Genomic DNA, 13,335 nt, shown 5'->3' with positions numbered 1-13,335 from the left:
TTATGTTTTTATTGAATTAATGGAGCTGTTGCAGCACCAGTAGCTGCCCCACTAAGGCTTTGTGTTGAATTAAAATCTTTGGCATACGATCTGTCAAACACCAATAAGTTCAGTGTCCAGACACCTGTAGGAAAAGAATTATCAGGGGCGAATCCCTGGTAATCTGCCTTAAGCTTCCATGTTCCTCCTGAAGAGTAGGCAAAAATCTGAGGCATTGGTGTAAGCCAATCTGCAGAATACGTTCTTGTAGGCTGTGTAAATCCAAAGGAAGAGATTACCACCAAAAACTTACTGGAATTGATCTTTGTGTCAAATTGATTCACCCAATCCTTATCTGTAGGATCACAGGTAATTTTGAACTGAATAAGATTAATAGGTGCCGGTGAATTAGGTACAAAAGAATCATTGTACGCTGTAATTTTGTTTTCCGGAGCCGGAGACTTAATAATGAAAGTGTAATTCTCGTCCGCTTTCAGTTTTTCCAGAGGTTGCTTGAAAACAATTCCTGATGTCTTCATAGTACCATTCACGGTAAGTTCCTTTTCCGGTGTCGTAGTATTGATACCAACCTGCGCACTTATGAGCACAGATGTACCCACCAAAGTGATCATCGAAATAATTTTTGTCATTGGGTTATGTGTTTATATAAAAGCTTGTGTTTTGAATAACTGATCCGAATTTTATATTTATTCAATAACATAAATTACCCATACCTCTGTTACCAGTGCATGAAATAAAAAATATAAAATTTTATGGATTAGCTAACAGCTTGGTTGCAAGAAGTATGCCATCTGAAGGTGAAATAAGCAATTAAAAAAAACTCAATGCTTAAAAAGAAAGTATGATCACTGAATGGTGATAATTAAATTAAAGCAAAGTACACTATAGAAGTAACCCACAGAGTTGCGAAATTTGAGAATCAACAAAATAATATTAATAAACTTAAAAAAACTCTAACAATAGGGAAAAAATATAAAAACTAAGTTCCAATATTTCATTATGAATTAATAGGATTACAGAATTACTAAATAATAAGCAATTCATCACCAAAAAAAATTTGAAAAGAATATATATAAAAAAAGACCGCTTTAAAGCAGTCTTTTTATATTTTATAAGTAATGTATTATACTTTTTCTACTTGCATGTAGCTTAATTCCATTGGAGTTTTTCTACCGAAGATCAATACAGAAACTTCAATTTTCTTTTTGTCTTCAAGAATCTTCTCAACTGTACCATTGAATCCATTGAAAGGTCCATCGATTACTTTAACGTTTTCACCTATTACATAAGGAATTTCAACATCGCTTGCAAATTCTGAAAGTTCATCCATTCTTCCAAGCATTCTGTTCACCTCTGATTTTCTCATTGGAACAGGATCACCTCCTTTTGTTAAACTTAAGAAAGAAATAACTCCAGGGATATTTTTAATAACGTGAGGAATCTCTCCCATCAGGTCAGCTTCAATCATCAAGTATCCAGGATAGTAAGGCCTCTCTTTAGGAACTTTTTTACCGTTTCTAATTTGGATTACCTTTTCCATAGGAATAACCACTTGAGTAACGTACTGTTCAAACCCTAGACGTTTGATTTCTGTCTCAATATAGTTTTTCACTTTATTTTCCTGTCCGCTGATTGCTTTCAGCACATACCATTTCAATTCGCTCATTATGGAAAATACTTAATTATTAATTGAACAAGTTGATTAGCATTCCTATTATGTTGCTGATTGCTTTTGAAAACAATTCATCAACTCCAAAGGTAAATAAAGCCAGAATAACTGTCGCAATAGTCACTACAATTGTAGAAGACTGAAGGTCAGCCCATTTTGGCCATTCAACTTTATGTCTGAATTCGTTATAAGAACCTTTTAAAAAATCGACAAATGAACTCATAATTTATATTTGCACGGGCACAAGGATTCGAACCCTGATCAACGGTTTTGGAGACCGGTATCCTACCATTGGACGATGCCCGTAGTTAAAAAAGCTCCGTAAAGAGTGTTCCTTACGGAAGCTTTTTATATTGTTTTAGATGTGGATTAGTCGATGATTTCAGTTACCTGACCTGCACCTACTGTTCTACCACCTTCTCTGATCGCGAATCTAAGACCCTCGTTAAGAGCGATTGGCTGAAGTAATTCAACAGTGATTGTTAAGTTATCACCAGGCATTACCATTTCTACACCTTCTGGTAAGAAGATCTCACCTGTAACGTCAGTAGTTCTTACGTAGAACTGAGGACGGTACTTGTTGTGGAATGGAGTGTGACGTCCACCTTCTTCTTTAGAAAGGATATAAACCTCAGCTTTGAATTTTTTGTGTGGCTTAACTGAATCTTTCTTAGCGATAACCATACCTCTCTTGATGTCAGTTTTTTCAATACCTCTCAACAATAGACCTACGTTATCACCAGCTTCACCTCTGTCTAGGATTTTTCTAAACATCTCAACCCCTGTAATAGTAGAAGTTAATTTTTCATCACCCATACCTACGATATCAACCGGATCACCAGTGTTGATAACACCAGCCTCGATTCTACCAGTTGCTACAGTACCTCTACCTGTAATAGAGAATACGTCTTCGATTGGCATTAAGAATGCTTTATCTTGATCTCTAACAGGCTGCTCAATCCATGTATCAACTGCTTCCATTAATTCTTCAACAGTCTTAACCCACTTCTCGTCTCCGTTAAGAGCACCAAGAGCAGATCCTTGGATCACTGGAGAGTTATCTCCGTCATATTCGTAAGTAGATAATAAATCTCTAAGTTCAAGTTCAACAAGCTCTAAAAGCTCAGCATCATCCACCATATCAACTTTGTTCATGAAAACAACGATTCTTGGTACATTTACCTGACGGCAAAGTAGGATGTGCTCTCTAGTTTGAGGCATTGGTCCATCAGTTGCAGCACATACTAAGATCGCTCCATCCATCTGAGCAGCACCAGTTACCATGTTCTTAACATAGTCGGCGTGACCTGGACAGTCAACGTGTGCATAGTGTCTGTTTTCAGTTTCGTACTCGATGTGAGCTGTATTAATAGTGATACCTCTTTCTTTTTCTTCTGGAGCAGAGTCAATAGCAGAGAAGTCTTTTTTCTCAGCAAGACCTTTGTTAGCTAATACACTACTGATAGCTGCAGTAAGTGTAGTTTTACCATGGTCAACGTGACCAATAGTACCAATGTTCAAGTGTGGTTTGTTACGATTAAACGTTTCCTTTGCCATGATTTAAAATTATTTATTTATTGTTTTTCAAATTTTCGGTGTGCAAATATAATGAATTTTTAAATACCAAAAACTTTTTATTAAAAAAACTTTCAATATTCTCATCCAGTGAAGGACAAACCTTATATTTAACGTATTGAGACTGCAAATTTACACATTTTTCCGAATAGAAAAAATCCTTAGAAACGTTTTATTTAAAATATAAACTATCTTGTTAATTATGAACAGGATATACAGACAAAAAAAAATATTGATCATTACCCGTATCCATAAATCCTAGTGTAGTTTTTTCTCGTACATATAAAGATAACAACTAAAATTAATATTATGAGAAAACTATTACACATGTATTTAGCCTTGTTTGCTATTACAACATTATTTTCATGCGATCATTCCGATGAAAACAGTATGTCAGAAAATATACCTCAAGGCCCGGATCTTATGGTATATGGAATAACGGCAATGAACGAGCTTGTTTATTTTAATGCCAGCAATCCCAAAATTTTTACTTCAAAAACAACCGTAACCGGTGTCGCCTCAGGAGAAAAATTATTAAGTATAGACTTCAGACCTGCAACAGGTGAATTGTATGCTTTATCCAATGCAAGCAAATTATATATCATCAATACCTCCAATGCTTCAGCAAGAACAGTAAGCTCAACAGCATTTACGCCTATGATCTCCGGAACAATAGCTTCTATTGATTTCAATCCTACCGTTGATAGAATTCGTCTGGTGAGTAATTCGGGACAAAATCTGCGTTTACATCCGGAAACCGGAGCTGTTGCTGCTACTGATATTACTATTAATGGAACAGGAAGTCCTTCCATAACAGGATTAGCCTATACCAACAGTAAAGCAGGCGCTGCTACTACTATTTTATATGATATTGATCCGATGCTGGGAAAATTATATAAACAGGATCCTCCCAACAATGGAACTTTGGTAGAGGTTGGAAGTCTTGGAACTACTTTTACAGGACAGACAGCTTTTGACATCAAATACGATAACAGTACTGCTCTTTTAGCTTTTAATGACAAACTGCATATTCTGGATCTGAATAATGGAAAAGCAACTTCCATAGGATCACTCCAGCAGGGAATAATCGATATGGCCATCCCTACAGAACCGGTAGCTTATGCCATTGACAATTCAAATAATCTCCAGATTTTCAATCCCAACAATCCTATGCCTGTTTCTAAAACAGTGACCGGATTACAAAGCGGTGAGAGTATTTTAGGAATAGATTTCCGTCCTGCGAACGGACAATTGTATGCTTTGGGAAGCTCAAGCAGAATCTATACAATTAACTTAGGTACAGGTGCCGCTACTGCTGTGGGAGCATCTCCATTTTCTACCTTGCTTTCGGGCACGGATTTCGGATTTGACTTCAATCCAACAGTTGACAGAATAAGAGTAGTAAGTAATACAGGACAAAATCTCCGCCTGAATCCTAACGATGGAACAATTGCTGCTGCAGATCTCACACTGAATCCGGGAAGTCCAATGATAAGTGCAGCGGCCTATACCAACAACTTTGCCGGAGCTACCTCAACTACCTTATTTGTAATTGATCATAATACTGATAAATTATATCAGCAAAATCCACCCAATAACGGAACTTTAGTCGAAACAGGTTCTTTAGGAATCAACATTACCAATGCTAATGGTTTTGATATTGGAAGTATGAGCCAAAAGGCTTACTTAATAGCATCAGTAGGTTTATCTACAAGAATTTATTCTATTAATACAATGACAGGAGCAGCCACTTCTGTTTCCGATTATCCCAATACCGTAAAAGCTTTTACGCTGGGGTTAGGATTTTAAACTCATTCTTTATTTCAATAATCGAGAAGCGCGGAAAACTTTGTTTTCCGCGCTTCTTACTAATATAAATGAAAGATAATTTAAATCTGACTGAGCTTTTTTGTCCTGTTAAAGATCCAGAAAATAATTGGAAAAATAAGCAGGGTAAGTACTGTAGCTGTAATCAATCCTCCGATAATAACAATGGCCAGAGGTTTCTGAGACTCCGATCCGATTCCTGTAGACAAGGCTGCCGGCATCAATCCGATGGAAGCCATAAGCGCTGTCATAATAACAGGTCTTGTTCTGGATTTCACTCCATTTAAGATGGCTGTGTCTATATCCATTCCGTCTTTAACATTCTGATGAAACTCTGTGATGAGAATAACCCCGTTCTGTATACAAATACCCAGAAGAGCAATCATCCCTACTCCGGCAGAGATTCCAAAATTGATACCGGTAACATGTAAAGCAATAATTCCTCCAATCAAAGCAAAAGGTACGTTCGCTAACACCAAAAGAGAGTCTTTCATATTGCCAAACAGAATAAACAAAAGGAAGAAAATCATCAGAATACTCACGGGTACTACCTGTGCCAGCCTGTGTGAAGCACGCTGCTGATTTTCAAACTGACCTGTCCATCCTACAGAATAGCCGTCCGGAAGTTCAATCGTTTCCACTTTTTTCTGGGCATCCGCAATAGTGCTTCCCAAATCTCTGTCACGAATGGAGAATTTAACCCCAATATATCTTTTGATATTGTCTCTGTAAATAAATGCGGCTCCGTTATCTTTCACAATGGTACTTATTTCTTTTAGAGGAATCTTTGCTCCATCCTGTGTAGGCACCATCAAAGCTGCAATGTCATTTTCATTGGTTCTGTATTCCTGAGAATACCGAAGACGGATCGGGAACTTTCTTTCCCCATCAAACATTTCAGAGGCCGTTTTTCCACCAAATGCCATTTCCAGCACAGCTTGTGCATCCGCAGGCATTACTCCATAAGCAGCCATCTTATCTCTATCCAGAACCACGCTCACTTCCGGTTGTCCGATATTTTTAATAATTCCCGGATCTTTTACGCCTTGTACGTCTTTAATTTTAAGCAAAACTTCGTGGGCTAATTTGTCAAGGGTTTCCAGGTTATCACCATAGATTTTGATTCCGTTTTCAGCTTTAAAACCAGCCACTGCTTCTGCTACGTTATCGGAAATCGGCTGGGAGTAGTTGAACGTAATTCCCTGATAACTTCTGAGTTTTTTGTCTATTTCATTGATCAGTTCATCATAAGTAATTTTACGCTTCCATTCTTCTCTTGGCTTAAGATTTACCGCAAACTGTACAAATCCGAATCCGTTGGGATCTGTTCCATCATTACTTCTTCCCGTCTGGGCAAGCACATCTGTCACTTCTGAAAAGCTCATAATGTCCTTCTTTAAAAGATCAGCTGTTTTCAGAGATTCTTTTAAGGAGGAACTCATCGGCATTTCTGCAGTGATCCACAATGAACCTTCATTCAACTGAGGCAGGAATTCGGTTCCTAAAAACTTTCCTGAAAATAAGGTAACAGCCAGAAAAGAGATCGCTACAATCATGCTCATCTTTTTGTGCTTGAAAGTTAAATTAAAGCCTTTCAAAACAATTCTGTCCCAGAAATTAACAAAAGGGTTATTTTTTTCTCTTACGTTTTTATTTAAAAGAATATGGGAAAGAACAGGAACTAATGTTAATGTAAATATCAACGCCCCCATTAATGCAAATCCCAATGTAAATGCCAGTGGAGAGAACATTTTCCCTTCTACTTTCTGAAATGAGAAAATAGGAATCAGGGAGGTAATGATAATTAATTTCGAAAAGAAGATTGCTTTTCCTAATCCGGTTCCGGTCTGCTTGATCCAGCCTCCTTTTGCGAGTTTATTAAACTTCTCCATTCCGTAGCGCTTCGCTTTATGATCGAGCATCACGAATAGACCTTCCACCATGACGACGGCTCCGTCTATGATAATCCCGAAGTCTACGGCGCCTAAGGAAAGTAGATTGGCACTCATCCCGGCCAGTTTTAAACATAAAAAGGCAAATAGCAAGGACAGAGGAATGATGATGGAAACAATCAGCGTAGTTCTCCAGTCTGCCATGAAGATTAAAACGATTACCGTTACCAGAACAATTCCTTCAATAAGATTATGCATTACGGTATGGGTTGTGAAGTCCATCAGATTGTCGCGATCATAGAAAGTGACCATTTTGACATCTTTTGGAAGTACTTTTTCGTTAAGCTCTTTAATCTTAGCCTTCACTCCTACCAGTACTTCTCTTGGATTCTCCCCTTTTCTCATCACAACGATTCCTTCCACGGTATCATCATGATGATTCAGTGCAGCCTGTCCCACTCTAGGCATGGAGCTTTCATGAACTTCTGCTACATTTTTTACCAAAACAGGGTTTCCACTGTCATTCTGAATGGTAATATTTCCAATATCCGCAACAGATTTTACCAAACCAATACCTCTTACCACATAAGCCTGACCATTTTTTTCAATCACATCACCTCCTACATTCAGATTGCTCTTGGTAACGGCATCATATACCTGAAGCGGAGTTAGGTTATATTTATCCAATGCTCTCGGATCAATACTGAGTTCAAAAACTTTATCCTGTCCACCGAAAACGTTGATATCCGCCACACCGGGAACACCTCTTAGAGCACGGTCTATTACCCAGTTTTGCAGGGTAAGCAATGCACGGGAATCTTTTGTTTTACTTTCCAGTGTATATCTGAAAATTTCACCGGTTGGCCCGTAGGGTGGCTGTACTTCGGGATCTACCTCATCAGGAAGGCTAATGGTTCGTAACTGGTTATTGACCTGATTTCTGGCAAAAGTATCGTCCACCCCGTCGTCAAACAGAATTTTAACAATAGAAAGCCCAAACATGGTGGTACTTCTTACACTTGTTTTTTTCTGAACCGGGCTCATCGCCAATTCAATGGGTGTCGTGACAAAACGCTCTACTTCTTCTGCACTACGTCCATTCCATTGGGTGATGATGACAATCTGGGTATTGGTTACATCCGGAAAAGCTTCAATAGGCATATTTTTGAAACTGATAAAACCGGAGATGGCTAAAATCGCTACCCAGATAAAGGTAAATGCTTTATTTTTTAATGAAAAAGCAATTATATTTTTTATGAATTTATTCATGATAGATACATTGATGACCTAAAAAAGCCGTTAAAGAAAAATATCAGTATTCTTAATGGTTTAATAAGACTAGCTGTTCAGCGAGCGGTATATCAGCAGCTGGTTGTTGGTAATCACTTCTTCTCCTTCTTTCAGACCTTCTGCAATATAAGTAACATCACCAACCTGCTTTAACACTTTGATTTCTCTGATCTTTACATCTGTTCTGGATTTAAAAATCACCACAAAGCTTTTATTATCATCAAAAATCACAGCTTTTGATGGAACGGTAAGCGTAGCGTTGCTTTCCAGACTGGAAACTTTTATTGTGGCTTTACTTTCCGGGATTAAAAGTCCGTTGGCATTGTCCAATACTACTCTTGCCTGCATGGCGTTGGTCTGTGGATCAATAATTTTGAATATTTTATCAATTTTTCCATCAAAAACTTTGTCCGGATAAGAAAGTGTGGATACCTGGGCTTTCATTCCAAGACTAATCTTATCGATATCAGATTCATTGACATTCATAATCGCCCATACATTGGTAGTATTGGCCACATCAAATATATTATCACTTCTGTCACTTCTCAGCTGCATATCTTTATTGATACTTTTCTGAACAATATAACCGCTGATAGGTGCTACAACACTGTATATATTTCCGGTCTTCACATTATAAACCGTACTTACAGCCGCTGCTCTCTGCAACTGATCTTCTGCTTTTTGTAACTGGCTTTTAGCTTCCAGGACATCCCTTTCCGTATTAAGCTTTCCTTCGTAGAGTTCTTTTGCAACACGGAGGTTATTTTTTGCCACTACAAGATCTGTTTTTGCATCACTTACATCCTTTTGAATTTCTGCAAGCTCAGTACTTCTGATGGTTGCCAGTACCTGCCCTTTTTTCACATAGTCACCCAATTCTACATTGACACTCATCACATTTCCTCCAACCAATGGGTATACATCTATATAGCTGTTTTTGTCTGCAGAAATCTTTCCATAAAAGCTGTATTCATCTTCTATATTCTTTTTTTCAACTTTTGCCAGGGAAATAGAATTCAGCATGGTGTTACTGAGCTCAAACCCTTTTTTGGGGTGAATATTTTTCTCTTCCTCTTTTTTGGAACAGGCCATTAATGAAAGGACCATCAATGCGGGAATAATATATGTTTTCATCATTTTAATAGAAGATTTTCGTTTGTACTAGTTGATTAAGCTGTTCTGCGGACTGCATGATTTCATTTTTCATATCATAGATCTGAAGGTCTGTCTCCCTGTAACTGTCCATAAAGTCTGTAAATTCAATCAGGCTGACATTTCCTTTTCTGAAATTGGTCAGCATTCCGTTGTAAACAAGTTCCATATTCTGAAGGTCAGTCGTTTTCACATCCAGAAGTTGGTCATATTGTGCTTTCCAGGTTTTATAGGCAGATTGAACTTTAGTTTCCAAAGTCAGTTTTTGAAAGTCTGCATTTTTCTGATTCTGCTGGATAGCATAGTTTGCTTTCACTACATTTCCCTGATTGGCTTTCCATAGCGGTAAAGGAATTCCCAAGGTAAGATTCGCTTCGTTATTGAAGGTTCCGCCTGCCTGGTCCCATGCAGCACCTACGGTAACATCCGGTACATTCAATGATTTCTGCCATTGTGCATACAACTTACTGTTATCAATAAGTTTCAAATTATATCGGTAATCCGCATTATTTTCCAAGGCTTTGCTTTTCAGTTCTTCTTCATCACCGAAAGGCTGTGCCACCAGAGCTTCTTTAGCTTCGGTTTCAGACATCGTAGGCTCTATTTCTTCAGTAACTCCTGTCAGAACTTTCAAATTCTGTTCAAAATCAAGAATATTTTTATTGATCTCCAGTTTATCATGATTCAGCTGGATCACAATACTCTGCAGTCTTACAGCGTCTTTAAGGGAAACATTTCCTTTTGCTGACTGCACACGATAGGCATTTAAAAGATCATTCATATACCCCAGCTGCCTGTTGGTATTCTCCAGTTTTAGTTTTTCATAATAAAGATTGAAATAGGTAGAACGGAGCTGAGATCTTAAATCTACCAGCAATTGTGAAAACTGAAGCTGCGCAAGTTCTTTATTGGATTTGGCAAAAGCGATTTCGTTTTTCTTTTTCCCCCCCATATAAATCAATTGAGTAATACCCGCTCCTTTAGAATGTCCTACATCAAAAAACTTCTTGTCCTGAGGATTATAAGCATTGAACTGCCCGCTTAATTGAGGTAACTCCCAGATTTTAGCCTGCAGAATATCCGCATCAGCCATATTGATATTGTACTGTTCGGCGAGCAGCTGGAGGTTGTTCTTCTGGAAAGCTTCTTCGCAATCCAAAAGAGACATCTGCTGTTGTGCTGCCATGAATGAGGAAACGGCTAGGCACAGCACTGCAATTCTGTTCATTATTTTTCTTTTTAAATTACAAAATTGCTTTGATGCTATTAAAAGAAACTTAAATGACGCTTAAAAAAATATTAAAATAGGCCTGAACAAGCTGTTTATGCAATAACCCATCATACAAAAAGCAGTGAATTTTTCTCCAACTATTGAATTTTTATTAAAAATTTCAATCAGGAGTTTAACAAAAAAAACAACTGTTTTTCATATCAGTTGCTTTTCATTTTATTTTTTAAAAAATAAGGTAAACTTATTCATATACTCCTTAGGTGAAGAATATACAATATCTGCATCATGATATTCCAGAATTCTTTTGACGATTCTAAGACCTAATCCTGATCCTGCTATATTCTGTGCATTATTCCCTCTCGTGAAAGCTTCAAACAGTTTAGCCTGCTCATCTTCAGAAATAGTATTACCATGGGAAATAACTTCGATGGAAAGATTATCATTGGTTTCAGTGATGAGAACATTCACTTCTGTATTATCTGAGTACACCGCTGCATTTTTAAACAAGTTGATAAATACAATTACCAATAGTGACTGAATTCCTTTTATAGTCAGAAAAGCATTTTCAGAACTTTCTTCATTAATCAGAAAATCCAGCTTAAGTTGCGGATAACTTTTCTCCACCGCTTCAAAAGCTTCAAAAATAACTTCGTCAATCCTTACTTCCTCATAAATACTCTGGATATTTTCTTTATCAAATTTTGTAAGCAGTAAAAGTGAATTTGTCAGATCCGACAGCTGATAGACATCTCTCTGAATTTGTTTTAAAGAAGACAGAGTTTCCGGAGAATGCTCTTCAAACTTGATAAGGTTTTCCAGCTGAAATGCCATTCTTGTTATAGGAGTTCTGATCTCATGTGAAGCACTGGCCGTAAAATCTTTTTGTGACTGAAATACATCATCCAGCCTCCCAATCATTGTATTAAAAGATTTTGCAAGAACACTTACTTCATCATTGGATTGCTCTACCGGAATCTGTGTGGTAAGCTTATGAGCCGTAACTTCAGAAATTTCTTTGTTCAAATCTTCAAGAGGACGTAGGAACTTTTCCACAAAATAATAGCTAAAGAACCCAATAAGCATAGTGCTCATCACATAAGCTGTAATCAAAAGATATTTAAGATATCCCAATTTGGATTTCCCATTGGTATCAAAAGCACTGGTAAGGATATAATAATTTTCACCGTTGATATTCCTGAGGGCTGCATAGATTTCGGGAACGGTTTTTTCGGTATAGATAATCTTCTTTTTATCCAGCTCTTTAAGCATTGCACTGTCCCAGATGACATTTCTGTCTTTGATCGTACTGTAGATCAATTCTTTTTTTTCATTGAAAATTAAAATCTTTTCATTCAAAAGAATGTTATCTGAATTTTCATTGAAAAAAACGGGTGCTTCCTCTTCAAAGTCTTTGGATTTTGAGATGAAATGAGAAGTAAACTCAAGTCTCTGCCTGAATCTTTCTTTAAACTCATCTCTTCTGAAATCATTAAAAGATAAATAAATGACCGCCATCACCATTCCAAATAATAATGAAAAGGCAATACTTATTGTTAAAGCGATCTTTCTTTTTAAAGACATTTATAATGGACTTAGGTAATATCCGAAACCTGAACGGGTGTGGATCAGTTTTATTTTAAAATCTTTATCGATCTTCTTCCTCAGGAAATTGATATAAACTTCCACCGTATTGGTATTTGTATTGAAATTGTGTTCCCAGACATGTTCTGTGATCTGTTGCTTGGAAACCGTTCTTCCCTGCGCTTCCGCAAGATAAACCAACAATTGGAATTCTTTTAAGGTAAGGGTTATTTCATTTCCTCCACGATAAACCTTCTGCTCTGTTTTGTTGATAATAAGATCATCAATTCTTAAAATATCCTGATCAGAATTATCAGAAGGTGCTTTTCTTCTTAATAGTGAATTGATTCTTAACAGAAGTTCCTCAAACTGGAATGGCTTTACAAGATAATCATCAGCCAGCCTGGTGAAGGCATCTTTTTTATCAGAGATATCCCCATAAGCAGAAATGATAATGATAGGAGTATTTTTATCAAAAGAACGGATCGTCTGACAGACATCAAGTCCATTTATTTTAGGAACATTAATGTCTAGTAAATACAGATCATAAGTACTATTTTTTATCTGACGAAGAAAAGTCTCCCCGTCATAGATCTTATCACAGTTAAAATTATTTGATTCTAAAAATCTGCACAATTCCGCAGACAGAATGAGATCATCTTCCAGTAAAAGAATATTCATCAAAAAATTATTTTACACGAATTTAAAGAAAATTTTATGATTGTGATTCTAAAGATGAAGTAAAAGTTTTCATGATAGCGCTATCATCAAGAAACGAATCTAAAAAAAAATTGAAGAAGGAAATAATTTTAGGATTTATCTAAGCAGATGTTTAACTGTAAAATGATCAGATAGTAAAATTAAATTCTTTTGGGCATAAAAAAATCCCGAAGAGATTCGGGAAAATCGAGAGCCAACTACGGGACTTGAACCCGTGACCTCTTCCTTACCAAGGAAGCACTCTACCGCTGAGCTAAGTCGGCATCAACTAAAAAAATCATACTAAGCAGCATGATTTTTTGTTGAGCGGAAGACGGGGGTCGAACCCGCGACATTCAGCTTGGAAGGCTGACGCTCTACCAACTGAGCTACTTCCGCAATTTTGTTTCCAAAACTAT

At 37.1% G+C, this 13,335-nt stretch carries 10 protein-coding genes and 3 tRNA genes; 1 reads left to right on the top strand and 12 read right to left on the bottom strand.

What is annotated here, in order from left to right:
• Positions 1–8 precede the first annotated feature (8 nt).
• From DEU39_RS17375 to tuf, 5 genes are all read right to left on the bottom strand, one after another.
• Positions 9–629, bottom strand: coding sequence for a hypothetical protein (locus tag DEU39_RS17375; protein WP_062675816.1), 621 nt, complete (start codon positions 627–629; stop codon positions 9–11).
• A gap of 494 nt (positions 630–1,123) precedes the next feature.
• Positions 1,124–1,666 (bottom strand): transcription termination/antitermination protein NusG, encoded by a 543-nt coding sequence (gene nusG / locus DEU39_RS17370; RefSeq protein ID WP_120232785.1) that lies wholly within the window; start codon positions 1,664–1,666, stop codon positions 1,124–1,126.
• A 19-nt stretch (positions 1,667–1,685) separates the two neighbouring features.
• The gene (secE, locus tag DEU39_RS17365) at positions 1,686–1,892 is read right to left on the bottom strand and encodes a preprotein translocase subunit SecE (protein ID WP_002976410.1); all 207 of its coding nucleotides are present in this window, start codon (positions 1,890–1,892) and stop codon (positions 1,686–1,688) included.
• A gap of 12 nt (positions 1,893–1,904) precedes the next feature.
• Positions 1,905–1,975, bottom strand: a tRNA-Trp gene (locus DEU39_RS17360).
• Between the two features lie 63 nt (positions 1,976–2,038).
• Entirely contained in the window at positions 2,039–3,226 is a 1,188-nt protein-coding gene (gene tuf / locus DEU39_RS17355) for an elongation factor Tu (RefSeq protein WP_062675815.1), read from the bottom strand.
• 327 nt (positions 3,227–3,553) lie between these two features.
• Here tuf and DEU39_RS17350 point away from each other — a divergent pair, with 327 nt between their 5' ends.
• The gene (locus tag DEU39_RS17350) at positions 3,554–5,053 is read left to right on the top strand and encodes a DUF4394 domain-containing protein (protein ID WP_062675814.1); all 1,500 of its coding nucleotides are present in this window, start codon (positions 3,554–3,556) and stop codon (positions 5,051–5,053) included.
• Between the two features lie 80 nt (positions 5,054–5,133).
• On the opposite strand, the gene DEU39_RS17345 is transcribed toward DEU39_RS17350, so the two are convergent.
• The 7 genes from DEU39_RS17345 to DEU39_RS17315 all read right to left on the bottom strand — a co-directional run bounded on the left by DEU39_RS17345 (position 5,134) and on the right by DEU39_RS17315 (position 13,315).
• The gene (locus DEU39_RS17345; RefSeq protein ID WP_120232784.1) at positions 5,134–8,232 is read right to left on the bottom strand and encodes an efflux RND transporter permease subunit; all 3,099 of its coding nucleotides are present in this window, start codon (positions 8,230–8,232) and stop codon (positions 5,134–5,136) included.
• A gap of 69 nt (positions 8,233–8,301) precedes the next feature.
• Positions 8,302–9,387: an efflux RND transporter periplasmic adaptor subunit gene (locus DEU39_RS17340; protein WP_120232927.1), complete on the bottom strand. Its 1,086-nt coding sequence runs from the start codon at positions 9,385–9,387 to the stop codon at positions 8,302–8,304.
• Positions 9,388–9,391: 4 nt separating this feature from the next.
• On the bottom strand, positions 9,392–10,633 hold the full coding sequence (locus DEU39_RS17335; protein ID WP_120232783.1) for a TolC family protein: 1,242 nt from the start codon (positions 10,631–10,633) through the stop codon (positions 9,392–9,394).
• Between the two features lie 219 nt (positions 10,634–10,852).
• Positions 10,853–12,217 carry an ATP-binding protein gene (locus tag DEU39_RS17330; RefSeq protein ID WP_120232782.1) on the bottom strand — a complete coding sequence of 455 codons (1,365 nt, stop codon included), beginning with the start codon at positions 12,215–12,217 and terminating at the stop codon, positions 10,853–10,855.
• Entirely contained in the window at positions 12,218–12,898 is a 681-nt protein-coding gene (locus DEU39_RS17325; protein ID WP_047435426.1) for a response regulator transcription factor, read from the bottom strand.
• A 230-nt stretch (positions 12,899–13,128) separates the two neighbouring features.
• Positions 13,129–13,200, bottom strand: a tRNA-Thr gene (locus tag DEU39_RS17320).
• A gap of 42 nt (positions 13,201–13,242) precedes the next feature.
• A tRNA-Gly gene (locus DEU39_RS17315) sits at positions 13,243–13,315 on the bottom strand.
• Between the last annotated feature and the right edge of the window lie 20 nt (positions 13,316–13,335).

The sequence above is a fragment of the Chryseobacterium sp. AG363 genome (genome assembly GCF_003610675.1).
Taxonomy (GTDB): Bacteria; Bacteroidota; Bacteroidia; order Flavobacteriales; family Weeksellaceae; genus Chryseobacterium; species Chryseobacterium cucumeris.
Note: the sequence above shows the minus strand (reverse complement) of the source record. Positions and strands in the feature narration are given on the sequence as shown.

Bases quoted from the DNA above. Each gene is read 5' to 3' on its own strand.
- DEU39_RS17375 (WP_062675816.1), bottom strand. From the start codon at position 629: ATGACAAAAATTATTTCGATGATCACTTTGGTGGGTACATCTGTGCTC.
- nusG (WP_120232785.1), bottom strand. From the start codon at position 1,666: ATGAGCGAATTGAAATGGTATGTGCTGAAAGCAATCAGCGGACAGGAA.
- secE (WP_002976410.1), bottom strand. From the start codon at position 1,892: ATGAGTTCATTTGTCGATTTTTTAAAAGGTTCTTATAACGAATTCAGA.
- tuf (WP_062675815.1), bottom strand. From the start codon at position 3,226: ATGGCAAAGGAAACGTTTAATCGTAACAAACCACACTTGAACATTGGT.
- DEU39_RS17350 (WP_062675814.1), top strand. From the start codon at position 3,554: ATGAGAAAACTATTACACATGTATTTAGCCTTGTTTGCTATTACAACA.
- DEU39_RS17345 (WP_120232784.1), bottom strand. From the start codon at position 8,232: ATGAATAAATTCATAAAAAATATAATTGCTTTTTCATTAAAAAATAAA.
- DEU39_RS17340 (WP_120232927.1), bottom strand. From the start codon at position 9,387: ATGAAAACATATATTATTCCCGCATTGATGGTCCTTTCATTAATGGCC.
- DEU39_RS17335 (WP_120232783.1), bottom strand. From the start codon at position 10,633: ATGAACAGAATTGCAGTGCTGTGCCTAGCCGTTTCCTCATTCATGGCA.
- DEU39_RS17330 (WP_120232782.1), bottom strand. From the start codon at position 12,217: ATGTCTTTAAAAAGAAAGATCGCTTTAACAATAAGTATTGCCTTTTCA.
- DEU39_RS17325 (WP_047435426.1), bottom strand. From the start codon at position 12,898: ATGAATATTCTTTTACTGGAAGATGATCTCATTCTGTCTGCGGAATTG.